Origin of the sequence: Paenibacillus sp. 7516 (genome assembly GCF_002272715.1) — a bacterium.
GTDB classification, from domain to species: Bacteria; Bacillota; Bacilli; order Paenibacillales; family Paenibacillaceae; genus Paenibacillus; species Paenibacillus illinoisensis_A.
In genome coordinates this window covers 1-24,777 of record NZ_NPBI01000030.1, presented here as the reverse complement: position 1 = coordinate 24,777, position 24,777 = coordinate 1, and the positions used below count along the sequence as shown (strand labels likewise).

At 49.4% G+C, this 24,777-nt stretch carries 19 protein-coding genes; 4 read left to right on the top strand and 15 right to left on the bottom strand.

Annotated elements, in window-relative coordinates; genetic code table 11:
• Positions 1-21 precede the first annotated feature (21 nt).
• From CHI14_RS23610 to CHI14_RS23575, 8 genes are all read right to left on the bottom strand, one after another.
• A complete protein-coding gene (locus CHI14_RS23610; RefSeq protein WP_095291856.1) occupies positions 22-3,222 on the bottom strand; it encodes a DEAD/DEAH box helicase in 3,201 nt (1,066 codons plus the stop codon).
• 231 nt (positions 3,223-3,453) lie between these two features.
• Positions 3,454-3,897, bottom strand: a complete 444-nt coding sequence (locus CHI14_RS23605; protein WP_170948253.1) for a chemotaxis protein CheW — start codon at positions 3,895-3,897, stop codon at positions 3,454-3,456.
• A 528-nt stretch (positions 3,898-4,425) separates the two neighbouring features.
• The gene (locus tag CHI14_RS23600; protein WP_095291852.1) at positions 4,426-5,373 is read right to left on the bottom strand and encodes an aminopeptidase; all 948 of its coding nucleotides are present in this window, start codon (positions 5,371-5,373) and stop codon (positions 4,426-4,428) included.
• A 116-nt stretch (positions 5,374-5,489) separates the two neighbouring features.
• Positions 5,490-7,457: an alpha/beta fold hydrolase gene (locus CHI14_RS23595; protein ID WP_095291850.1), complete on the bottom strand. Its 1,968-nt coding sequence runs from the start codon at positions 7,455-7,457 to the stop codon at positions 5,490-5,492.
• A 60-nt stretch (positions 7,458-7,517) separates the two neighbouring features.
• Entirely contained in the window at positions 7,518-8,138 is a 621-nt protein-coding gene (locus CHI14_RS23590) for a TetR/AcrR family transcriptional regulator (RefSeq protein ID WP_095291848.1), read from the bottom strand.
• Positions 8,139-8,547: 409 nt separating this feature from the next.
• Positions 8,548-9,849 (bottom strand): ABC transporter substrate-binding protein, encoded by a 1,302-nt coding sequence (locus CHI14_RS23585; RefSeq protein WP_095291846.1) that lies wholly within the window; start codon positions 9,847-9,849, stop codon positions 8,548-8,550.
• A gap of 309 nt (positions 9,850-10,158) precedes the next feature.
• Positions 10,159-10,995, bottom strand: coding sequence for a carbohydrate ABC transporter permease (locus CHI14_RS23580; protein WP_095291844.1), 837 nt, complete (start codon positions 10,993-10,995; stop codon positions 10,159-10,161).
• Entirely contained in the window at positions 10,996-11,877 is an 882-nt protein-coding gene (locus CHI14_RS23575; protein WP_095291842.1) for a carbohydrate ABC transporter permease, read from the bottom strand. It lies immediately after the preceding gene.
• 143 nt (positions 11,878-12,020) lie between these two features.
• On the opposite strand from CHI14_RS23575, the gene CHI14_RS23570 reads away from it, so the two are divergent.
• Together CHI14_RS23570 and CHI14_RS23565 are read left to right on the top strand one after the other, a co-directional pair.
• Positions 12,021-13,850, top strand: coding sequence for a cache domain-containing sensor histidine kinase (locus tag CHI14_RS23570; RefSeq protein ID WP_095291839.1), 1,830 nt, complete (start codon positions 12,021-12,023; stop codon positions 13,848-13,850).
• Positions 13,851-13,855: 5 nt separating this feature from the next.
• The gene (locus CHI14_RS23565; RefSeq protein WP_095291837.1) at positions 13,856-15,490 is read left to right on the top strand and encodes a response regulator; all 1,635 of its coding nucleotides are present in this window, start codon (positions 13,856-13,858) and stop codon (positions 15,488-15,490) included.
• 65 nt (positions 15,491-15,555) lie between these two features.
• On the opposite strand, the gene CHI14_RS23560 is transcribed toward CHI14_RS23565, so the two are convergent.
• Positions 15,556-16,503 (bottom strand): arsenic resistance protein, encoded by a 948-nt coding sequence (locus CHI14_RS23560; RefSeq protein ID WP_170948255.1) that lies wholly within the window; start codon positions 16,501-16,503, stop codon positions 15,556-15,558.
• Positions 16,504-16,729: 226 nt separating this feature from the next.
• Between CHI14_RS23560 and CHI14_RS23555 the strand changes: the two genes are divergently transcribed.
• Positions 16,730-17,488, top strand: a complete 759-nt coding sequence (locus CHI14_RS23555; RefSeq protein WP_095291833.1) for a tryptophan-rich sensory protein — start codon at positions 16,730-16,732, stop codon at positions 17,486-17,488.
• Between the two features lie 106 nt (positions 17,489-17,594).
• Here the strand turns inward: CHI14_RS23555 and CHI14_RS23550 are convergent, their stop codons facing one another.
• From CHI14_RS23550 to CHI14_RS23535, 4 genes are all read right to left on the bottom strand, one after another.
• Positions 17,595-17,969, bottom strand: a complete 375-nt coding sequence (locus CHI14_RS23550) for a RidA family protein (protein ID WP_095291831.1) — start codon at positions 17,967-17,969, stop codon at positions 17,595-17,597.
• A 72-nt stretch (positions 17,970-18,041) separates the two neighbouring features.
• A complete protein-coding gene (locus CHI14_RS23545) occupies positions 18,042-18,728 on the bottom strand; it encodes an oxidoreductase (RefSeq protein WP_249281220.1) in 687 nt (228 codons plus the stop codon).
• Positions 18,729-18,747: 19 nt separating this feature from the next.
• Positions 18,748-20,022 (bottom strand): MFS transporter, encoded by a 1,275-nt coding sequence (locus tag CHI14_RS23540; RefSeq protein WP_095291827.1) that lies wholly within the window; start codon positions 20,020-20,022, stop codon positions 18,748-18,750.
• 91 nt (positions 20,023-20,113) lie between these two features.
• Positions 20,114-21,529 carry an ATP-binding protein gene (locus tag CHI14_RS23535; protein WP_095291825.1) on the bottom strand — a complete coding sequence of 472 codons (1,416 nt, stop codon included), beginning with the start codon at positions 21,527-21,529 and terminating at the stop codon, positions 20,114-20,116.
• A 233-nt stretch (positions 21,530-21,762) separates the two neighbouring features.
• Here CHI14_RS23535 and CHI14_RS23530 point away from each other — a divergent pair, with 233 nt between their 5' ends.
• Entirely contained in the window at positions 21,763-22,416 is a 654-nt protein-coding gene (locus tag CHI14_RS23530; protein ID WP_095291822.1) for a phosphatase PAP2 family protein, read from the top strand.
• On the opposite strand, the gene CHI14_RS23525 is transcribed toward CHI14_RS23530, so the two are convergent.
• Together CHI14_RS23525 and CHI14_RS23520 are read right to left on the bottom strand one after the other, a co-directional pair.
• Entirely contained in the window at positions 22,409-23,932 is a 1,524-nt protein-coding gene (locus CHI14_RS23525) for an HD domain-containing phosphohydrolase (RefSeq protein ID WP_095291820.1), read from the bottom strand. The two genes, CHI14_RS23530 and CHI14_RS23525, sit on opposite strands and share 8 nt — an antisense overlap.
• Positions 23,933-24,162: 230 nt before the next feature.
• The coding region (locus tag CHI14_RS23520) for an anti-sigma factor (protein ID WP_141236725.1) at positions 24,163-24,777 on the bottom strand (615 nt) is incomplete at its 5' end.

Genomic DNA, 24,777 nt, shown 5'->3' with positions numbered 1-24,777 from the left:
CCACCAATATACTTGTCAAGCTTATAACCACGTCTCACCCTGAAGCGAGATCAGTCCGCGCAATTCATCATCCGACATTTCGGTCAGCCAGTTCTCACCGGAACCAACCACCTGTTCGGAAAGTGCCTTCTTGCTCTCGATTAGCTCATCTATGCGTTCCTCCAGCGTACCCTGGCAGATCAATTTGTGAACCTGCACGTTGCGATTCTGCCCAATTCGGAACACCCGGTCCGTTGCCTGATTCTCCACCGCGGGATTCCACCAGCGATCATAGTGTATGACATGGCTGGCACGCGTCAGATTCAGACCTACCCCACCTGCCCGGAGGGATAGAACGAATAGTGATGGGCCCTCGCCCTTTTGGAATGTCTCCACCATCTCGTCTCTCTGTGCCTTGGACACGCCGCCATGCAGGAAATATGGTTCTTCCTCATAACGCTGCGTAAGGCGCGATACCAACAGCTCGCCCATTGCCACATATTGAGTGAAAATGAGTGCCGATTCTCCGTTATCACGGATCGCATCAACCAATTCCAGCAAACGTTCCATTTTGCCAGATGCCTCGACTTTCGCATGATCCTTGCGGCTGCTGTCTGCAAGTACCGGATGGTCGCAGATTTGCTTCAGTTTGGTGAGCGATGATAATACAATCCCTTTGCGGGCAATGCCGTTTCTGCCGTCAAGTCCACCCATTAGGTCATCCACCACACGTTGATACAGAATCGTCTGTTCCGGTGTCAGCGAGCAGTATGATTTCAGCTCCAGCTTCTCCGGCAGATCCTTACGGATGTCCGGATCACTTTTGAGCCTGCGCAGCATGAACGGCGAAACAAGCCGGTGAAGCTCCCGCAGGGATGTGCTGTTTTCTTCGGATGTCCCCATTCCGGTGTATCGCTGGCGGAACGATGAAGCCGTTCCGAGGTAACCAGGATTGAGGAATTGGAAAATGGACCACAGCTCGCTCAAACGGTTTTCGACCGGTGTACCGGTCATCGCAATCCGGTGAGGTGCCGATAATCGCATCACGCTCTGAGCCTGCTTGGTGCGATAGTTTTTGATATACTGCGCTTCATCAAGGACCACGGTTGACCAGTGCAATGAGGCAAGGTCAGGTCCGTCCCGGCCAGCCAGATGATAGGTCGTCAGCACGATATCATGCGCCTGTGCCTCAGCCTGAAATGCACTGCCATGAAGCCGCTGTCCCCCATGATGGATGTACAGAGACAGATTTGGTGCGAATCGTTTGAGCTCACGCTGCCAGTTGCCAAGAAGAGAAGTGGGACAGACGATGAGTGCCGGCAAGTTGACGGCCTCTGCAGGTACAATCTCGCCAGGCTCCAATGGATTACCTGAACCATACATTTCATTTTCACGTGATTCTTCCGCCGCTGCCTGCTGTTCCTCATGTTTCAGGTCCAGCAGGCACGTGATCACCTGAATCGTCTTCCCGAGACCCATATCATCCGCGAGGCAAACTCCGAAGCCAAGCTCACGCATCGCAGACAACCATTGATAGCCGCGCTCCTGATATGGCCGGAGTTCCCCGTGCAGCTCTGCGGGCACTTGCCGCGGTTCGATACTGCGAAGCACCTGACCGTCCAGCAGGAAGGAGAGCAGACCTTCGGATTCCGCACCAAAGACGGATAATCCCTTCCAGGCTGCATCCTCGCCTTCCTCCGCAGCCAGATGAAGCCATTCGGATAACGGCATATATTGTTCTTCTTCTTTTTTCATATAACGCAGAACCTGGCGAATCTCCTTCGTATCAACTTCGATCCATTCGCCCCGGAACATCACATAAGGCACCGAAGCTTCGGCTAACGCAGCGAGCTCCTCCGCTGTAACAGGTTTGCCGTCCAGCATCGGTTCTGCCTTGAAGGCAACCAGTTGTTCCATCCCCAGTGCATTCGGAGCGCCAGGCGCCCGTTCCGTGCCACGATTGAGCATCTGCAAACGCAGCCCCGCTCTACGCCTGCCCGCACGACTCCAGCGGGATGGCATAAGTACGGTTATTCCTGCCTTCTGCAAACGCGGCACCGCGTGAGTCAAAAACTCAAAAAAGGACTGCTGCTCCAATTTTATCCCTTCCGGGCGGGGTTGAAGCAGTGCTATCTCCAGTTCAGGTGCCAATTCACTGGCCTGACCGAGGGCCATGAGCAGCTGCTCTGCTGCGGATACGTAGCGCACCTTCCCCCGATCCAGGTCCCGATCCGGATGAGCCCAAATGGTTCGTGCAGGCAATCTCAGACCAGCCTCCTGTGCACTATCTGCCCAAAAGGTGATGCCCCACAACGTTTCATGCTCGCCAAGAGGCGGTTCAAGCCGAAGCACCAGCTTCAGTTCGCCTTCGGCAGGGGCAGTTTCCTCACTGCCGATTACGGGCATCCCTGTGCCCCCTGCTTCTCGCAATGTCTCGATCAGCTCTGCCATTTCCTCCGTCGGCCCCTGTACAGTCACGGGACGGAACATCGAGATCAGGCTGTTCCACCACAGTTCGGCTGCAGGAGAAGATCCGCGCCGAAACGGGGTGCGGTATCTTGACAAGTCACTGTCCATCCCTTCCAGTTCTCCTGTCACGACAGCATGAATCATGCCGCTCATGAATGAAAACAGGACAGCAGCACCTGCCTCCTCCCGCGATTCCGGCTCGGAGGAAGCGTATGCACCTGGTGCAGACAAACCGATTGGCGGCATGGCTTCCGCCAGTTCGCGGAAACGTTCCACATCTGCTTCCTGAGTCAGACGAGGTCGCCATACCCCTGTCAGCGTTTCTTGTCCCGTCCGTCGCCGCGCCCCAGTCTTGGCAGCAAATTCGGCAGAAGGAGCAATCTCTCCGCGCAGCAGCAGCTCCTGTGTGAACTGTGCTGCTTTTATCCAGTAGCGAATCTCCTCACCTGCCTGAATCCCTGCGGCCTTCAATATGCTGTCATCCCAATGGAGCAGCAGTTTAAATGTATCTTTGGGCGAGATCGCAAGCCCTTCCAGCGTCCGTCCAAGCAATTGGCGCCGCTTCGTACCCTTGGCTTCCGCAGCATTACGCATCGGATTGGGCCAGCGCAGCTCCGCTAGGCGAAGAGCGGCAGGCTGAAACAGACGACCTCCGTCGCCAAAATTCAGCCTCCTTACCACGTGGGTCCACGCATCCACACGCGGCTCCGATGTTTCACCGGAAAAACAAAAAAATACGTCACCAAGCCATACTCCATACAGCGATTGCATCATTACAGTCTCCCGTCATCCCTTCGCATTGTTACTCTCCATCATATACGAAAATGTCCGGATTTAAAAACCTTTACGCACAAAAATTGCTTTATTCATCTCCCGGTACGCTCCTGATACGCTCCTGATCACTTCAATCCGCATAAAAAAAATGTTCCTTCTCCCCTGAATGGGATTAGGAACATTAGGATTTTGTGCAGGTACTCACCTGCTGCTAAAATGACACCAAACGATTTATTCACCTAAACTTGTCAGCATGCCCAACAATACTTCCAGGTTTAAAATTCCCGCCGTATGATCCGGGGCATGTCCAATCTCTTTGAATACCCCAGTCATGAAACGCTTATGCTCTTCCGCAGGTTCTTCAAACCGATCGTAGGTCACCACAGAATCCACCGTGTCCACAATCAGAGGCACATATCCTCCTTTATACGGCACGACAATAATACGCGTAGAAGCATCGTCATCTTTATCCGGCATGCCCAGCAGAACCCGCAGACTAACGACGGAAACCACCTTGCCGTACAAAGACCCAAAGCCTCTGATCTCCGGACTGCCGAACGGAACAGTTGTCACGGGAATCATTCTGATAATTTCATGTACTTCCTCAATGCGAAGCGCGAAAAACTGATCTCCAACCGTAAAATTAATGTATTGAACTTGAGCTTCCTCATTCATAGTTGTCCCCATACCCTCTCACTTTTAAAGGTTACTTGGTGTATCGGCTATTTTCCACGAAATATTTAGAGCTTCACTGATTTTGGCGGCTCTCGCCTATTTCTTTGCTCTTAAAACAATCAAGCCCTGCTTGCCATGAAAAATAATGCCCAGTCAGTCGTTTCAATACGGAAGATAAATAAGATCGCTAAAAGTAAACTAACGAATGTAAACTACATTAAAAAGACCAGAGATTGGCTATATGCCAAATCTCTGGTCTTTTTTGCACGTGACACTGTGGATAACTATCCAGATTGGTTAAAGAGAGTGAAATTCACACGAAAAAGTCTAAGTTATACCCTGTTTGTGGATAAGTTGTGCACATATTGCACACAGTTTGTGGATAAATGGGCATAAGTATGTGGATATACAACAATTTGATGTGGACATGTTGTGTACTTGTTTGTAAATCTCACGTAAAACCTTAAACACCTACTTCATTTATCCCTCATTGTGGACACACTGTGGATTGCAGCAGTCTTTATCCAATTAATTAACCAGTTCCCCTTGTCTCATAATCAACTTGTCATCAATATAGACATCAGGTTTCTGTACTACTGCATCGATATGCACTCCTGCCGCAATCGTCCCTCCGAAGGTGTTGTTACTGCCAAAGGCAACGTGGATCGTTCCATACACCTTCTCATCTTCCAGAACGACTCCCGTAATTCGCGCCTTATTATTGGTGCCAATACCAAATTCACCGAGATAACGGCCACCCCCTTCGCCAAGCATCGACAGCAGCTGCTGTCCATCCGGACCCTCAGCCGAAACTAGCCGCCCTTCTTCTACCTTCAAAGTCATTGGTTCACGGAGTGCTCCAATTCCTGCAACAGATCCGTCTACGACAATACTGCCCGCACCTATCCCTTCAACCGGCGCAATGTAGGCCTCTCCTGAAGGCAAATTCCCGGATTCACCAGGGTTCAGATACATTCCAGTGCTGGGTACTCCGCTTCGACCCTTGATGGAAAAGGACAGACTGTGCCCTTCCTTTTCAATCCGGACCTGGCTGCCCTCAGTTAATAAAGCGGTAACCTTCTCGGTCAGTGCCTTCACTTGCGGATATTCCGCTGTAATGGCACCATTCATGAACATATCCTCTGTCATGCCAGGCATGGTTGCGACACGTGTACCTGATGCAGCGGCCTGTTTCCGGGCCTGTGTATGGGTTAAGGAGTATCTTGTCACACATACGGCTACATCAGCTTGAATCATGGCTTGTGCAATTGGTGCAGGCGGTTCTTCCCCGGATCTGCTGCGTTCTGCCATAATTAACAGCACGGATTCCGCCCCAAGTGCTTTCCCCGCTTCATAAATGGATTCTGCGAGTTCCCTTTTGGCATCGTCTGCCACAACCACGAGATTCTCTCCCTCACGTAGCCCCAGACATTCGGTTAATACATTTTTACTGATTTCCACACGCTGCTGATTCATTTCACTAATCTCTCCTGTCATTGGTAAAACCCTTTGTAATTCTAAAGGCTTGATGAGGTCTTTAGACAATCTGTAGGGGAATCATGCACATTCCCACCTCGGACTGAAATTTGAAATCAATATTTCGGTTCCGCCCATTTGGCGAGAGTTGCTGCCGTTTCCTGGTATTGGAAGACCGGAAAGTAGTGTCCATAAGGGACGTCAATTCGTTTACACTGTGGATTCAACTCCTCAGGGTAGTGATATTCCGTATCTCCGCAAGCCCATACCACCAATGTACTATTGGCGATGTCTGCCCGATTCCACGTGCTCCCCCCAGAAGTGGAGGTGCTGCCTTTTATTTTGCCGGAGTAAACCCATCGTAGCAAGTCGGCATGTGCTCCCGCTATTCGGGGGGACTGCAGACTGGACCTGATTCTTCCAGCCAGTGCAGATGCCGTAATGCTTCCTTCCGCTTGAGTGCTGTGTGGATTTAACATGTGCCGCCAGCTTTTTTCCGACCTTCGGCTGAGGAGGGTACGCATTATTCCTCTGGGCAAGCGGGAAATCCACCGCAGCATGTTTGGATTCGTATTGTGAGCAACGGGCTGAAGCAAGCCAAGGCGGATATCCGTTCGTCCGCTGCGCTGCAACGCCGCGGATGCAATCGCAGCACCTATGGAATGGCCTACCAGCTTCATCGGGCCTTCAAACTCGCCAATGACTGTAAGCAGTTCATCCACCTGGCCGTCAAAAGCCTCCTCTCCTTGGTGCACAGCCGAACGTCCGAACCCTGCCAGGTCGACAAGCCAAACCGGGTTTCCAGTCAGCTGATGGAGCTGCTCTCCCAAAGGAAGCATTTCATCCGCACAATTCAGCATTCCATGCACAATTAGCCACGGTTCACCTTCGCCCTTCCAGCCAAGCGCTGCCAAATTCCCTATCCGGGTTCGGATCCAACCAGAAGACAGATTTTCGTAAGGTTGAAGGCTCAGGCGATAATCCAGATCCGCCGTAACGGACGGAAGCTGCTCCCGGATATCGGGCCATGTTTGACCCATACGTTTAAATAAATCTTCCGTCTCTTCCACATGCCATATTCTGTCTGTAATAAAGGAAATCGATTCCGCAGGGACACCGCTGATCCGCGCCCCTCCTGATCTCATTGCGAATTGCATCCAGGATAAGGGTACAGTCCATTTGGGCTTCGGCACGTCCAGCTGCTTCGCAAGAAGATGAAGAAGTTCCTTCATATTGGGACTGGTTTCCTTGAGTGCCAGAAGCGGATAGGTCCCGCCTTTTGGGAACGCCTCTTTGGTCAGGAAGACCAGAGTCCGCCCAACCACATCATTCTCCACTAACGGTAACCAATAAGACGAACCTCCAGGTACAATCGGCATAAGTCTTTTTTGCATCGCCTGGATGAGCAGCCCGATACCGCCTGTTTGCTCAGTCTCACCTGTGGGGCGCGGTCCAACGACTGTGCTTGGGTTTACAACGGACAATGGATACTGATTCTTTACAGCATGCTCACGAAGGTACAGATCGGCGTGGAACTTCATTTCTTCATATGCACTTTCATTCGGGGCCACCTTGCCAGTGGGTATGTCTTCACCTTTCTCATTACGCAGGCCATAGGGACTCATGAATCCAACGACGTGAATGAAATGCCTCAGACCTTTTATCTGCTGAATCTCTTCAGCCAGCCCGGCAACCTCTCGTGCTCCATTCATGAATATCTGTTCCGCCACTTTACGCTCCAAGGTGACGTCCATCGTTCCTCCAGCATGAATAATGACGTTTGCTTCCAGCACGCGCCTACGATCTGCTGCAGTAAGACCAAGTCCCTCCACCGATAAGTCTCCTTGTACAAACGTGATTCTGCTGAAATCCGATACTCCATATGAAGTCAGGCCCTGCCTGGCTTTGGATTCTGAACGGACAAGCAGTAGCAATTGCAGATTTTCATCCACCAGCTGCTTTACTGCTTCCTTGCCAATAAATCCGGTGCTACCTGTCATAAAAATAATGGATGCAGCCATTGAGCCCACCTTATGGGTATGTACCTGGTCAGTTGCTTTTAAGTATGTAGAATTCACGTTCATTATTCTCTCCTCCTAATTAGAACTAATTAGTACTAATTAAATCCAAAAAAAGAGCTTCGCTTAACGAAGCATCTGACAAAATGTACGTGCGGATTGTTCTATAATCCCGGTATCCCGTGCAGTCTCAGCCAGAACCAGAGATCCTTCTAATGCTGCGACAAACAGCGAAGAAACCGCCCCTGCATCCATGCCTTTACGGAATTCTCCACTGTCCACTCCCTGCTGAAACAGCTTCTCGATCATAGGCTGCAATTCCCGGAAGAATCGGGAGATACTGGCCTTCACGTCGGGGGCACTTGCGGGTGTCTGCATATAGAGCGTTATAAAAGGACAACTGCCTTCGAAATTGCGTCCTTCAATGCCTGCCGATAACGTGGCTATAAATGAGTTAACGCGCTCTTCGACGCTTCTTTCCCGCTGACTGAGCAATATATAGACTTGTGACTCATACTGGGCAATCCAGTGTTGTACCACTGCCTGAAGCAGTTCCTCCTTATTTTTAAAATGATAATAAATATTGGACTTGGACACCCCGCTCGCCCGCACAACTTCATCCATGCTGACATAGCTGTATCCCTGACGCAAAAATAACTGCGCTGCCACTTCGACCGCCTTGGTCCGGTTGACCGGATTGGCACTTCTCGGTTTGGCAGAACCTGAGCTTGATGTTTGATTTATCATATTTAGAACTATATAGTACTAAACACTTCGTTGCAAGTTTTCTTTTTGCAGAATAGGACACGAGCCATGACTTATACACAGCTCTCATCCATATGTAGACACTTATGCACAAATGATATCCACATATAGTATTCAGTGCTGGGTTAGAGTTTTAGTTTAACGCATCATAATCATTGTTGTTATCCACAATCGAAATACAGATAGCCATGTTATCCTTTCGGGATGGTTCTCAAAATAAAAAATAGGCCAACCAGAACGATATTCTGGCTGACCTATTGAATGAATCATTGTAATTAAGATTGCCGAATAGGATTAGAGGGCCTGTGGATAGAGTTTTCTGTGGATAACATTTGGTGATACTGGCCCATATCCTTGCTTCACCTTACGTATAAACGTCATTTCGGGATTTTTACTTTTTCAGACTGTCCCAGTTTTGCTGCAGGGCATCAAGTAATCCCGCTTTATCCGATTTGCCTGCAACATATGCCTGGATGGTGCTGCCGTATTCCTGTGGAACGCCTTCCGGGAAGCGGTTGAAGTTCCAGCTTAACGTTTTGTTTTCCTGACTGTACTTCATGATCTCTGTCGCCAGATCGCCCAGATCCTCTTCCGAGGCCTGAATGGAGCTAAACGCCGGGATAAATTTGAACTCTTTGGTCATGTACTGTTTCCCAATATCGGATGTTACGAGCCATTCCAGGAATTCCTTCGCTTCCGGCTTCACTTGCGAGTTTTTGTTTACAACCCAATAGTTAGGTACGCCTACAAACAATTTGTCATTCGGTTCATTCGTAATTGGCATTGGCAGAATACCGAGATTCAGGTCGGGATTGATTCCATCAATCTGCACTTGAGTCCAGTTCCCTTGCTGCATCATCGCTGCTTCCCCGCTTGCAAACAGGGTTACCTGTGTATTGTAGTCGGTAGTAAGCGGGTTTTTGTTGCTGTATTTCAGCGTTAAATCGAGCAGGTTCATCCAGTCTGTGAACACTTGGTTACCCGGGATTTTCTCTGTACCTTCGTTAAGGCCTTGAATGAATTTTACCGGATCTGCCTGATTCGCAAATGCAACGTTTACGTTATGGTTACCGAGCACCCACCACTCCTGATATCCGTTCGAAAACGGTGTAATGCCGGCTGCCTGAAGTTTCTGAGCTGCCTGATCCAACTGTTCCAATGTTGTTGGAATTCCAGTAATGCCTGCCTTTTCAAAAAGGTCTTTGTTATAAATGAATCCGTATCCTTCCAGTGCCAGCGGCTGTCCATAGAGTTTACCGTCTTTGGTCATTGGCTCTTTGGCTACTTCAAGCACGTCCTTTGTCCAAGCTTCACCTGACAGGTCTTCCAGATACTCAAGCCAAGTGTCCAATTCGCGGTATCCGCCCACGTTGAAAATGTCCGGTTGTTCGCCTGCAGCAAACTTGGCTTTCAGTGCTGCACCGTAGTCACTGCCGCCACCAACCGTCTGAATGTCCAGCTTGATGCCTGGATGCGAGGATTCATACTCTGCCTTAAGGCGGTTAAGCGCTTCCGCAATTTCGACTTTGAATTGAAAGATTTTGATGGTTTTGTCCCCTGCAGCAGCGTCTCCTCCGCCCGTTTGAGCATCCGTATTGACCGGACTGCCGCTTTTGTCCCCGTTGCCACAACCTGCGAGCATTACCGAAAAAGCAATTAGCATGAGCAACGTCAACTTTGTCATTCTTTTCATACATACACTCTCCCTAAAGTAGTTTCTGTTTGGCAGCTTCCTTACTCTTCATTTCATAATCTTCTCTTCTCGACCCTTGTCTTTCTAGCTTTTCTTACTTACGCTTGCCTCCGAGAAGGTGCCCAAGCCATGCGGGCGCCTTCTCCTCCTACCTCCATGCGAGGTGGAGCGGAGGGAGCATGATGCTACGGAGAAGCGGAGCGTTCGCCTTTGATACCCGGTGGCTTCCTTGTCTCAATTCATCCTGGCCACCGGGGAGCAACAGCGATCGAAGGCGCAACATGATCCCGGAGCGACCTACTCTCGCACCTACCCCTTAACTGATCCAGCGGTAATGCCCTGAATAATGTACTTCTGCATCAGCAGGAAGAAGATAATGATTGGCATGATGCCCAGCACCAGGGCAGGCAGTGCCAGATCCCATTGCTTCGTATATTGACCGAACAGCGCAAAGGTCGCAATCGGGATCGTACGCAGGTTGGAGCTTTGCAAGATGAGGGACGGAAGCAGATAATCATTCCAGATCCAGAGTGTGTTCAGGATAATGACCGTGACATACATCGGCTTCATCAGCGGGAACACAATCCGGAAGAACACCCCGTATACGGAGCTGCCATCCACCCGGGCGGCTTCTTCAATCTCAACCGGGACCGATTTAACGAACCCGTGGAACAGGAACACCGACATGGGTGCACCAAATCCGAGATAACAGATGATTAATCCGCCCAGACTGTCGATCAGCCCAAGATTACTGGTTACCGTAACGAGCGGAATCATGATAGACTGAAACGGAATCACCATGGCGGCAATGAACATGCCGAACAGAATTCGGTTGAAGCGGGTATCACTGCGGACCATCCGGTATGCAGCCATGGAGCTGATCAGTACAAGCAGCAGGTTGCTGACCACTGTAACGATAAGCGAGTTCATCAGTGCCGAAGGGAATTTGATTTTCTCCCAGGCGTTTGCATAGTTGCCCCATTGAAAGACTTCAGGCCATGCTGCCGAATTGGTAAGCAGGTCACCAAATGTTTTGACCGAATTGACAAACAGGAAGTAGAACGGAACCAGGAACAGCAGTCCAATCAGTACCATGATGATCTCGGTTATGATCGTACTAAAGCGGTAGTTTTTCGTAGTTTCCATCTATGCCTCTACCTCCTTGCTCTTCGTCAGACGGACTTGAATCATTGTAATGATCGCAACGATTACGAAGAAAATGAGTGCTTTTGCCGTACCAATGCCGTAACGGTTGTTCACGAATGCCTCGTTGTAAATGTTGAGTGCAACGGACTCCGTTGATCCAAACGGTCCACCTTTGGTCAGTGACAGATTGAGATCAAACATTTTGAATGACCAGGAGATCGCCAGGAACAGACAGATCGTTACCCCAGGCATAATGAGCGGTAGAATGATGCTCCGCAGTACCTGCCAGCGGCTTGCTCCATCAATTTCAGCAGCTTCCAGCAGATCCGGCGACACATTGGTCAGGGACGAGATGTAGATGACCATCAGATAGCCTGCGGTCTGCCAGACAAATACAATGACGATTCCCCAGAAGGCGGTCGGCTCGTCTCCCAGCCAAGGGAGGTTGAAGAAGGACCAGCCGGTCACGTCGCCAACTGCTGAAAACCCTTTCACAAATATGAACTGCCAGATAAAGCCGAGCAACAGTCCACCAATCACGTTAGGCATAAAAAAGATCGTGCGCAGAATGTTTCTCGTCTTAAGCGGTTTGGTCAGGAAGTACGCCAGGAAAAAACCGATGATATTGGTTAATACTACACCGACCACCGTAAAACGTACCGTGAACCAGAACGCTGTTTGGAACTTGGGATCATTCGCAAAAATATGAATAAAGTTGTCGAACCCTACCCAATTGATATTCTCTGACACCCCGTTCCAATCTGTAAAGGAGTAATACATTCCCAGCAGGAAAGGGACCACGATGATGAGAATAAAGAACACGATGGAGGGACCCACGAACACCAGCTGCTGTAACAGCTGCGAAGATTTGCGATGCTTCATATCGTTCTCCCCTTCTATAGATGGATGGAATTGGTCTCTTTTTCTATTAAACCCCAATATTCCGGTTGGAAACACTGACCCTCGTGAACAGTTGGGTGTAAAATATTGTCCTCTCTTATCCTGCAACCAGAAGGGGTGTCCCAATGTCAAAATACTACAGCATTCGCACCAAGTTAATCGCTTTCATGCTCATAGCCACCACACTTCCCCTGCTGGCTTCCATCAGCATGACATTCATCCAGACCAAAACAGCCCTGCGCGAGCAGGCCGTTGCCGAGAACAAACGTCTTATCTATCAGGCATCCACCAACCTCAACAACTATGTGGATAATGTGGCCCGAGCATCACTAGCCGTATACAGCGACCCTAATTTCCTGCGTAATCTGGCAAAAATCCCTGGGGATTATCGCGCTGTTGCCGAGGTGTATACAACGCTGCAGACCATTCGCTCAGCTGTACCGGATGTGTTCCAGCTCTATTTGCACTCGTTTGCCGCCAATCAATCCACCTTAATTATGAGCCCTTTTCCAAAGCGGGAGGAACGCAAACAGGCCTATTCCGACGCGCTCCATGGAAAAACAGGTGGTGAGAGCCCCGATATATGGGTAGAATCGGCACATATGAGTCATACTTACGGCTTCAAGGCAGCTTCCGCCGATGATCCTGCACGGACAGTAATTACATTACATCGTGTAATCAAGGATGTTCCGTCAACCGAGCGCCTGGGCGTGCTCGCCATAGACCTGAACATGGATACCATTGCGGCCATCTGCAGCAGGCTGTACGATCCGGAGAAGGAACAAATCTATGTCGTGGATGGTCAGAATCAGATCATATACCAAGGTCGCTCTGAAGTCAGTGGAACAGATCAATTAAGGCAGGAGGCATCCAGGGAGCTTGATGCAGCACGGACCGGAACGGGAACAAGCAGCACCGCTGCAGGACATTTTGAACAAGAGCATTCCATGTATGTCTATCAACAAATGGGCAGCACCTTTGCCGACTGGACAATCATCAAACAAATTCCGAATGAGACGCTATATGCCAGGGCTACCACACTGACATGGAATAATGCCATGATTGCCATTGCTGCGCTTCTACTCGTTATCGTGGCTACCCTGTTCATCTCGATCCGCATTACAGGACCACTCAAGCAATTAATGCGGTATATGAATCAGATTCAGGCGGGACGTCTGCATGTGGACATTCGGCTTAAGAGCCAGGATGAGATTGGAGTACTTGCGCGTCATTTCCGGGATATGATGGATACGGTGAACAATCTGATTTTGCGAGAATACCGACTGGAGATTGCCAACAAAACCAACCAGCTCAAAGCATTGCAGGCGCAGATCCATCCACATTTTCTATACAATACATTGCAATCCATAGGCACACTCGCCCTCCAGCATCAAGGGCAGCGGGTGTACGTGCTCCTCTCTTCCCTCTCCAAAATGCTGCGCTACAGCATGCGGGACCAAACTCGTGTCACCTTGCGGGAGGAAGCCGAGCATGCAAGGTTGTATCTGGAACTTCAACAGGAGCGGTTTGGCGACCGCCTTGAGGTACAGCTTGATTTTGCCGAAGATACGTTACGCACCGAACTGCCGAGAATGACCTTGCAGCCGTTGATTGAGAATTATTTCAAGCATGGGGCGGATGTTCAGCCAGGTAAAGGATTCATTCGTATAAGCAGTCGCAGGACATCTGACCACTGGATTGAAATTCAACTGGAGAATAACGGACCACCCATACCAGAGGAGAAGTTGACCGAGATTCAGGGATGGCTAAGTCTGATTCACACCTCTTCCGGACTTGCCGCTCAGGATTCCGACCTATCGGAATCCATCGGCCTACGGAATGTAATGCGCAGGCTACAACTGAACTCGCCGCCGGAGCATACGGCTACGCTGGAGATCAGCAACCTGGAACCACACGGTGTCATGATTAAGCTCAACATTTACGCGGGGGAGTGAACAGCATGAAAGCACTTATTGTTGATGATGAAAAGCACGTCCGCGACGCGATCCGGCTGCTTGGGCATTGGGATAACCTGGGGATAGATACCCTCCTAGAAGCCGCAGACGGCCATGAAGCGGCAGCAGCGATCTCTGCCCACCAACCGGAGATTGTTCTTAGTGACATGCGCATGCCCGGTCAGGATGGCATGGCCCTGCTGGAATGGATAGCGATTCACGCTCCGCAGAGCAAGGTACTGGTTATCAGTGGGTATGACGATTTTGAGCTTGTCCGGCATGCGATTCGGTACGGGGGCATGGATTATCTGCTCAAGCCCGTGGAAGCGGATGAGCTGAATGCTTCCCTATCCAAAGCCGTGAGCGCCTGGCAGGAAGAAGAATCCGCCCGTTTGCAGGCAGCACGCCAGTCCATTGTGGTCAACCGCATGCGACCCCATTATCATGACAGGCTGCTGACAGAGCTTGTCGCTGGACGCGGCAATGGTCAAGCTCAGATTCAGCGGCTTCGGGATGAACTGAATCTTCCGGTTAAGGCTGGAAATTGCAATATTGCTGTCACCAGCCTGTCCCATCTGGACGCAGAATGTCTGGCCAAATACCGCAGCCATCCCGATCTGCTTGTATTCTCCGTTCTGAATATTTGCGCCGAGATGTTATCCACACCTGAGGAAGGCGTAGCATTCCGCCACTTGGATCAGCCTGATGAGATTGTATTATTGCACTGGGGAAGTTGTACCGCTCTTCGCCCCTTGCTTGAGAAGATAAACGATGGATTGCAGCAAACCATCCAGCGCCGGCTTCACTTTGGTGTCTCCGCGTGCGAATCCTATCCTTCCGGAATCGCGGCTGCCTATCAGGAAGCCAGCCTCCGGTTATGGAGGCGCAATACGCTCCATAACGCCCAAAGATACCACGATTCTCTAGAGACTTCCTCAGGGAATAATAAAGGGTTACGTTTAAATGCTTATGAAGAATCCATGCGGCTTGCCTCGATGAGTGGGCGTGCTTCCAGTGTAGCCACGGCTGTGGCAGAGTGGATCGAGCCCATAACGCAGCTTCAGATCATCTCCGCCGAACAGGTTCTTCAGTGGATGGAAGAAATGGAATGGATCCTCGGGCGGTGGCTTGATGATGCAGTAGACTCTCCGCCAGCAAGCGATGAGGATGCAGTGGAGGAACAGTCCATCCCCTTTGCGGAATTACCACTGGACTCCGAAGGGCTTCTGTCCTTGCCCCTGCTTCGGTCTCTGCTGGAACAGCGACTGCTGGCAGCGGGGAAAGCTCTTACTTTTCACCCTAATACCCATTCTGATCCAATGACCGATATTGCGCGCTACACAGATGCCCATTATCAAGAGGATCTGTCCCTGCAGCAGATCGCGGCACGGTTCTATCTCAGCCGAGAGTATATATCTCGCAAATTCAAACAGCAGTTCGGTTTGAACTGGTCCGAATATCTGGGGAAACTGCGAATTAACAATGCCAAACTGCTCCTCCAGAATCCTTCACTTCGAATCGTTAAAATTTCGGAAATGGTTGGATACCAGGACGAGAAGTACTTCAGCAAAGTGTTTAAAAAGATGGAAGGCTTAACCCCCGGAGAATACCGTAAAACGTTAACGGAGGCGAATACCTAGTGACCCACGAGCTTGATCGATATAGCCACCTCACCTTGTAGCGAAGCACAACCTAAATGATTATCTCATTTATCTTTAATGAAAAATGAAGGCACCAAACGAATGTAGATTAACTCTCCCGCTAATTCGACAATGGTTTGGGTTACGATGGCTGCAGCAGCTATTGTAGCCCATTCTTCCGGGAGTGCAAGTGCCAGCGGCAGCACGACGAGTGAATTGCGGGTTGCCGAGCTGAAGATCAGCGCACGTCCGGCACCGATGTCCAATCGGAACAAAAGCGCCACCAAGCGGGATAGAAATGGCATCAATATCAAAAAAGATACATAAACAGGTATGGCATTCACGACAATAGCAAAGTCTGAGTACACCTTGCCAATCTGCGAGGCGACCACCACAACTAACGCTAGTGCCATCATCGGAACTGGCAGCCAGGCTGCTGCATCCATCAGCTTTTCACCAACCGCTCTCCCCCTCGACAACACTTGAGTAAGGATTGCCAGAATTAATGGTATAACAATGAGAACCAGGAATGCTTCTACGAACGGCCCCACTTTCATCAGCTGGGCTGCCTCTTCCCCGGTCAGTAACCACAAATACAAAGGCAGTAATACCATTTGCACCACGAACAAGATTGGCGTTACAGCCAGCATAAGCTTCTCATTCCCGCGTCCAAGCTGGGTAAAAACAATGACATAATCGATGCACGGGGTTAGCAGCACCAGGTACACGCCGATCAGAACCGCAGGCGATTGCGGGAATATCCACGTTAGCAGCGATACGATCATAGGTACAATGACAAAATTGCCCGTTAGAACAGCGCCGATAAACCTGAGGTTGGATAACGGTTGTTTCAACTGCAAAAAAGGAATCTGTGTAAACATACTGTATAGCAAAATGGCCAGTACGGGTGAAACAGTGTCATGCAAAGCCGATCCCCATCCAACGTTTCCCAGGCCAATGGCTGCACCAATAAGCAGTGCAATGATATAGAACCAGGTTTGCTGCTTCTCCATGCTCTCTCTTGTAAGCACACTTCATCCTCCTTATTTGGGGCATATTCTTCTTTCATTACGCGTACATTGGACAGAGCATGGATCAGGGAGCAGTAAATACGGCTCATCCATCATGCATCCTGTGAATTTTTTGCGGCCTCTTATTAGAATGTGGAAGAATTGGGTATATTCATTGTAGACTGACCCGCGGTTCATTTATTCTTTTGTAAACCAAGGAGGATGTACAATGTCTCGTAACAATCCGTACAAATGGTTAAATGCGATTGGCTTTATCGCAGTTATCGTTGTAAACTACCTGTCGAATTCTTTACCCATCGGCGGGAGGACCAACAAGGAAGTATCCGATATGTATCCCGTGCTGCTTACACCTTCAGGGTACGCCTTCTCCATCTGGGGATTGATCTATCTGCTGCTTGCAGGCTTCGTGATCTATCAGTTTCTTCCGTCATCGTGGAAAAGGGATTCCATCACCCGGCTCGGTTACTGGTTTCTGGCAAGCTGCGTCTTTAACGTAGCCTGGATCTTCGCTTTTCAAAATCTTCAGACAGGCCTCGCCCTGCTTATTATTGTATTGCTTCTGCTGTGCCTGATCATGCTGTATCTCAAAACGCGTGCCATCACCCTCCCAACAACAGCGGAGATTTGGCTGGTTAAACTGCCATTCAGCATCTATCTCGGATGGGTTAGTGTCGCGACCATTATTAATGCAGCTGTTCTATTATACAAAATTGGCTGGGATGGTTTCGGTATCAGCGAACCTGCCTGGACGATCATCATGCTGATTGTAGGTCTTGTGCTGGCTGTATTAGTGAGCTTCCCTTATCGTGACAGCATCTACCCACTTGTCTTTACCTGGGCATATATTGCCATCGCACTTAAGCAAAAGGATGTTTCCTCCGTCTATTACACGGCGATTATCCTTGCAATCGTGCTTGCGATCTATGCCGTATATCTCTTCTTCGCCCGTAACCAAGACCGTGATTAAGAGGAAAGAGTCCATTGTAAACGTCGTTGAAAAAAGCCGATTCCGGTCAACTCATTCGGAATCGGCTTTTTATGTATTCTAACACTCAGAAAAGGGTGTTCCCGTTCTATTTCAGGGCGATAACTTCGATCTCCACAAGCGCATCCTTCGGCAAACGAGCTACTTCAACCGCACTGCGTGCCGGGTAAGGCTGTTCGAAAAATGTGCTGTATACCTCATTCACAGGAACAAAATCGTTCATGTCTTTCAGGAATACGGTCGTTTTAACGACTTTATCCATGCTTGTGCCTGCCGCTTCCAATATTGCTTTTACGTTACTTAAGGACAAGCGGGTCTGTTCCTGAACATCTGCGCCGAACTCTCCCGTTTGGGGATTCAGGCCAAGCTGACCCGATGTGTAGACAAAATCGCCTGCAGCAACAGCCTGGCTGTATGGACCGATAGCACCTGGAGCCTGATCTGTAGAAATTGGTTTTTTCATGGGCTGGTTCTCCTTCATGTTCTCAAGTTTTGAAGCTTATTATATCATGATCTCCTCTTGGCAAGAAACATCTCAGGAATTCTCTGTTCCAAGTGCATGAATCACTTCATTGGAGTAGACATGGTTGCCTTTAGCCCTGACAAGCGCAATATTAATCATAGCCCTGGCGATGGTTGAAGCATGTATCGCACGGTATTTGGCAGCTTTCCCCTTCATCCAGCGATCCATGAACGTCATCAGGTAGGCGGCAAGCTGTTCTCCAACACGTTTTTCTCCGCGGTCACCCAAAATCAGTGAGGGTCTAAAGATATGCAAAGAGCGGAAACCAACCGAGGATAGAGCTTCCTCCATCTCCCCTTTGGTTCGACTATAAAATACTCGCGAGGCCGCATTCGCCCCCATGGAGGAAATCACCAGCATCTGGGACACCCCTTGCTCATTCGCAAGCTTGGCCGCCTCTATCGGATAGTGAAGATCGACCTTGCGGAAATTTTCCTGACTGCCTGCTTTTTTGATCGTCGTGCCCAGACAGCAGTATAAGTCATCCATAGGGTAAAACAAATTGTTGGCGTCTCCCAGTTGATCCCAATCCACCACATACTGTTCAAGCTTGGGATGATCAAGGTCCAGTCGCTTTCTGACCAGAATACGAACTAATCCATATTCCGGTTGCCGAAGCAAGTTATGGACGAGCAGGCTGCCCACCAGACCTGTAGCCCCGATCACAAGGGCCTTTCGCCCGCTAATTTCCATACTCATCCCTCCATTTCATCTGTGATTACGATCTCAGAAGTACCCGGCGTCCGAGCGTAAAAGCAAGAATCAGCATGGTAACACCAATACCGACCTGAAACCCATAGGTAGCCATCCAATTCAGCGTCTCCGGCCATTCTTCCATTTTCTCATACAACCAACCGCCAATCAGCGGTCCGAGGAACGACGTTACACCCGTTAAGGCTGAGTAGACGGCGACGAACATCGGTCTTTCACTTTTGGGTGTATCTCCGATCGTAAAGTTGAAGGCCAGCTGGTTAAATCCTCCGACACCGATACCAAGAAAGATATGAGACAAAAAGAGCGCGATCACAACAGGCATAAACGACATCAAACCCCAGGACAGACAAGAGAGTGCGATGATTGGCAATGTCCAAAATAATAAGGTTTTGTTGCTGAATCGTGCGTTCAGATTACCCCAAATATAGAATCCGGCCATCATTACGATGGTCTGTACCACCGTAATGAGAGAAACCATCTGATAATTAATGTTAAGCAAGTCAAGCATTACATACGAATACAGCGGAACGATCAGAGTCTGAATCCATAACCAAACCGCCAGAAATAGGGCAGCCTTCAGAAAAGACCGATCCTGAAACGGCTTCTTCAGCATCCGCCAGAAAACCGTCTCGGTCGAACGTTCAAAGGGAACATCCGGATAAAAGAAATAGATAACGATATTCGCTATCGCACAGATCCATACCGGAATAAACAGAATCAGGAAGCCCGTCTCGCCCGGAAAACGGTCCAACACGATACCTCCCACAAACAAGCATACGCTTCCAAGTGCATTCAGGATTGTATTCCGTATGCCGAAATAACGTCCCCTCACTTTGGCATGTACGATATCCCCAATCAGAGAGGTCCAGATCATGCCCCCGATGGTATTGGATATGAACGCAACCGTATACATTCCAATGTAAACGCCGACCCACCACTCTTTGGGAAAGAGGAAGGGTATTAATCCGGTGGCGCTCCACAGTATGCGGTGTAGACCAACGAATAACAGCAGCATGCGTTTCCGGCTGCGAATACGCTGCATCCAGAAGGCTGCTCCAATCTGGGCGATATTCACAAACGTGGTTATGGCGAGTACAAAACCGATGTGTCTTGACCCGGCCCCAAGGTACAGCAGAAATCCCGTTAAGAATGGTCCACCCAGCAAGGTTTGCAGTATAATTGCCGGTACACCCTCCCATGTTGCGATCGATAAGTTGATACGTTGTGTCGAACCCTTGCGACGTTTGCCTGCAAACGAGGGAGGGTTAACCTTGACCATCTTCTGTATGGGGATACACTCCTTAGACCGGGCTGTGACTACCGGTCGATGCTAGTTATCACCACAAATTCTACTCACAGCAAGATGGTTGTCAACTCATTTTTTCATGGTTTAAGGGAAGATAAAGCCGGAAGGTACTTCCCTCGCCTTCAATACTTTCAAGCTGAATTGAACCGTCCAGCAAACGCGCCAAATCCCGGCTGATGGACAGGCCAAGTCCTGTGCCGCCAAATTTGCGGCTGATCGATCCATCCGCTTGTTGGAAAGCTTCGAAAATGGAGTGGTGCTTATCTGCAGGAATGCCGATTCCCGTGTCTTTGACCGAGAAAACCAGCCATTTCCCCGAACGTTCAGGCTCGTCCACTTGTTCAGTGCTTACCGTCAATTGTACAACTCCCTTATCCGTAAACTTGATGGCATTGGACATTAGATTACGCAAAATTTGCTGCACACGCTGTGGGTCAGACCACATGGTCTCCGGTGCGTCAGGCGATTTCTCCATCAGCAGCTGTATTCCTTTTTTCTCAGCAACCAACTTGAAGTGACTCATTACATCTTCAACGAGCTGCGCCACACTAATATCTTCATAAACGATATCAAGCCGCCCAGCCTCCACTTTTGACAAATCTAGAATATCGTTAATCAACGTAAGCAATTCCTGGCCCGATTGGTCAATCATCGCTGCAAACCGAGCGATATCCTCCTGGTCCATCGTATCGCTGTTTTCACTAATCATCTGCGCAAAGTTAATCACACTGTTCAGCGGTGTTCGCAGCTCATGCGACATGTTGGCAAGAAATTCGGACTTGTACTGTGAAGCCAGCATCAACTGCTTGGCTCGCTCTTCCAGTACAATTTTGGCTCTCTGCAGCTCTTCCTTCTGCACAGACAATAAGCGGTTGGTACTTTGGATAAGCAGAATCCGATTCTGTTCATTCTGGAAATCCCGCAGGATAAAAGCAAAAATAAGACTAAGTAAAATACCGGTAGGAAGCGTGTAGGGCATAATATGGGAGAAAAAATACGTTGGAGGAACGACGCCAAGCAGGGCAATACTGATGCTGTTGACGACATTGACGATGACAATAACTAGCACTCCCTTGATAATGAGTCTGTAGTCACTGCGTCTCATCCATATATTTAGCCCAGCACATACCACACCAAGGATGGTCATGATCCCCAGAGCCGCGAGCGTAGCTTCATTAATACCAAAGGTCAAACGGGTCAAGCCGATTCCGACACCAATAATAATTAAACTATAGGACTGCCTGAAAGTCAGAACAGCAATGATTAATGGAACAAACCGGAGGTCAAAAATCACTTCATCGGTTAACTGAAAGCCAAATACCGTACTAATCCAACCTGCGAAAATAAGAACCAGTACAGAGCTCCATTGTTTAAATCTGGAGGATGCACCAATCACAATGTATTTATAGAACACACTAGCCAGATAGGCTATGGTGATGAGCATCCCCATATTTAATACGAACATCTTAGAAAATTGCATTCACTCACTCCTGTTGTCCCGACTTCGTTCGTAGACTCACCATTTGTCCGCATGTACTTCTATCATATCATGCCCATACAGCCTTCGACATTCCTGGCACGTCAAAAAAATACACAAAAATACACAAATCCGGATTCAATTTGTGCTCGAAACATAGTAGAATATAGTGTTGTTTAATTTATTGCTGTGATCCACTTCCTTGACGGTTTTGGATTGAAAGGAGAAACGTTGTAGTGCAAACGTTAAAAAGCAAATCCTACTGGCTGTCATTAAGCTTGATGCTTTCTCTGGCTGTCATGGGACTGTTATATGATGTTCTTAACAGCCCTGAGCGCGGATTCGCCGTGCTCAACTCACCGATCGATCGGCTCATTCCTTTCGTACCCGGAATGTCCCTTCCTTATCTGGGCTGGTACCCGTTTGTGTTCGGTGTATTGGCATACCTCTGTGCCAAAGACAGACTTACCTATTATCGCGTACTGCTGTCCATGAACATCTGTGTCTGGATCTGTTATCTGATTTATTTCAACTTTCAGACCAGTGTTCCTAGACCAGAAATTACAGGTACAGGCCTAGGCGCATCCGTCCTGGGATGGCTCTATAGCCAGGATCGCCCTTATAATTGTTTCCCAAGCATTCATGCACTTCATTCCTATCTCGTTATGCGGGCGGTTCTCTCGGTACAGAGCATTCGCCGTTATGTCAAACTGCTGGTAGCCGCTGGCGCAGCGCTGATTGTGCTGTCCACCCTGCTGATTAAGCAGCATGTGATCTATGATGCTTTGGGTGCAATCGTCCTTGGTGAGTGCATCTTCACCATTATCACCGGACTGTCCTTACACCGGAGGCGCCGGAAAGATTCGAAGTGGACCGAGGGGATCAACTGACCCCTCGCTCCGAAGAACCGTGGAGATGCTCTTTCCTTCTCCACTCTTCTATAAACAAGCCTGCAAAATAAGGGTCCCATTGGGTCCCTTTTCCTTCTTCCAGAATAGATAGCGCTTTCTCATGACTCATGCCGTTTCGATACGGACGATCCGAGGTCATGGCATCAAAGGCATCCGCAACGGCAATAATCCGCCCGAAGAGCGGAATTTCGAGGCCTGCTTTGCCATCTGGATACCCTTTTCCATCGTAACGTTCATGATGAGACCGCACACCCGGCAAAAAATCAGCCATTGCATCCATCGGTTCAATCTGTAATAAAATACTCTCGCCCAGTACCGGGTGGGTCTGAATGATTGCGAATTCTTCCTCACTCAGCTTCCCATCCTTGAGCAAAACCTCATCAGGCACTCCGATTTTTCCAATATCATGAAGAAGCGCGGATTTGTACAGCAAATCTGCTTGCTCCTCACTCATACCACTCAGTTTGCCGATCATGAGTGAATACTCGGCCACCCGCAAGGAATGTCCGGCCGTATACTTATCCCTCGCATCCAGTGCAGCAGCCAGCGTGGAAAAATAGCTCTGCAGCAGCTGCCGATTACGCTCCTGCCTCATCTCCAGCCGATTAATCATCATATTAAACCCGGAAATAAGAGCCGAAAATTCATCTGCATACAGGTCAGGCGCTCTTCTGCCCAGATCCCCTTCCTGAATTCGGTTCATTTCTTTTGTTAATTCTGCGACAGGATCACGGACATCCCGGATCAGCAGCCAGCTGCCTACCAAGGCAAAGCCAGCTCCCAACACAACAACGATGATTCCCCACAGGATATACTCTTTCGCAAACTCCTGATCCATATACTGAAGCCTGATAAAAGTAGCCAGGAAAAACAGAAATAGCGGAAATAGTCCAATAAGGGCCGTACTCAGCTGAAATTTCCGCTGAATGGATACGAGTACTCGTCCTCCCAATGATGGCTCGGTGCCATATTGCTGTTTACCGCGGCGGCGAGCCTCCATCAGAAGCGGTCTAATCGCCCGAATCGTCAGGAAATATTCAATTAACGCATGCATGATGGCAATCAAAATAGCACAAGCCGCTGCCACGACAACATAGTTTGTCGGGAAGTCCAACCATCCCACTGTAAGCATCCATAGAGTTAACCCTGCAGCCGGCAATGAAAATCCAAGTAAATGCGGTCCCATGATACGGTAAATGGTTCGTACGGGAAAATGATGGATAACCTCATACATCCTGCTCAATTCAGCCCGCTCGTGATGCTCCCCAGCGAAAAATTGCCTGATCGGTCTAAGCTGAATCCGTAAGGCAATACCTTCAGCAACAAGCATAAACAAAAGGGAAATGAACACAACCAGAATCAAACGTGCAAATTCAATATTTGGTATTTGCAGGGTAGAGACCATCACCACAGTACCAACAACAAACACGGCTGCGAGTGAGCCTACCAGATAATTGAGCACCAGACGAAAGATAAATGAACGGTATATCTCCACCCAAAACCCTCACTCTCTATGTGCAACCAGTTCTCCCGATCAATGTAAGGGGAGATTCAGGGTATTGCCTTTATTTTTTATCGGTCAATCCGCGTCAAAAAATTAATGATCTTCACAATCATTCATCTCCGGCATATTACACTATGTGCATATCTCCATTTGTAGTCATGCTCCAAGGCAAAAAAGACTGTTTCCCGCAGGAAACAGCCTTATATCATCACTTGTTGTAGTTAACCTTCAATCTTGGCAGCCAGAATCATCGTCCCCCGAGGTTGGTCACCCATCGCATCCGGTTCCAAAGTAATGGCAACTGTGTCATAGTCATTGGCCGAATCCAACGTGTAGTACACGGCACCCGTGCCATCATGGCTGAGGAACGTTCCGGCATTCTGAGGCGTATCTCCTTTGATCAGCCATACCTGAAACGCTTCGTTCCCTTCCAGATCAGGCAGGTTCTCTGCCTGCACAACCAGATGTGTACCCTTATCGTCAATGACGATGGTCGCCAGTCCATTCGCCACGATGTCCTGTGCTGCAGGGCTAAGCTTCACGGCTTCGCCCATGCGCACGGAGCGCGATGGCTCCTGTACAGCCGCAAGCTGCTGCTGCAGCTCTTCATTCTGCGCCTGTGCCTGCGCGAGCTGCTCCTGTGCAGCTGATGAGCCAGCCGCTTGCTGCGTCAGCGAATCAATCCGGCTCTGCAGCTGCGCAGCGTAGATGCCGAGCACCAGCGCCGCCGCAGCAAGGCCGGCGCTGGCTACACGCCAGGCGCGGCTGCCGCGTGCACGCGCGCGCCCTTGTGGCTGCTGCCACGGCTGTGCCTGTGCAGCCTCTTCCGCCCGGGC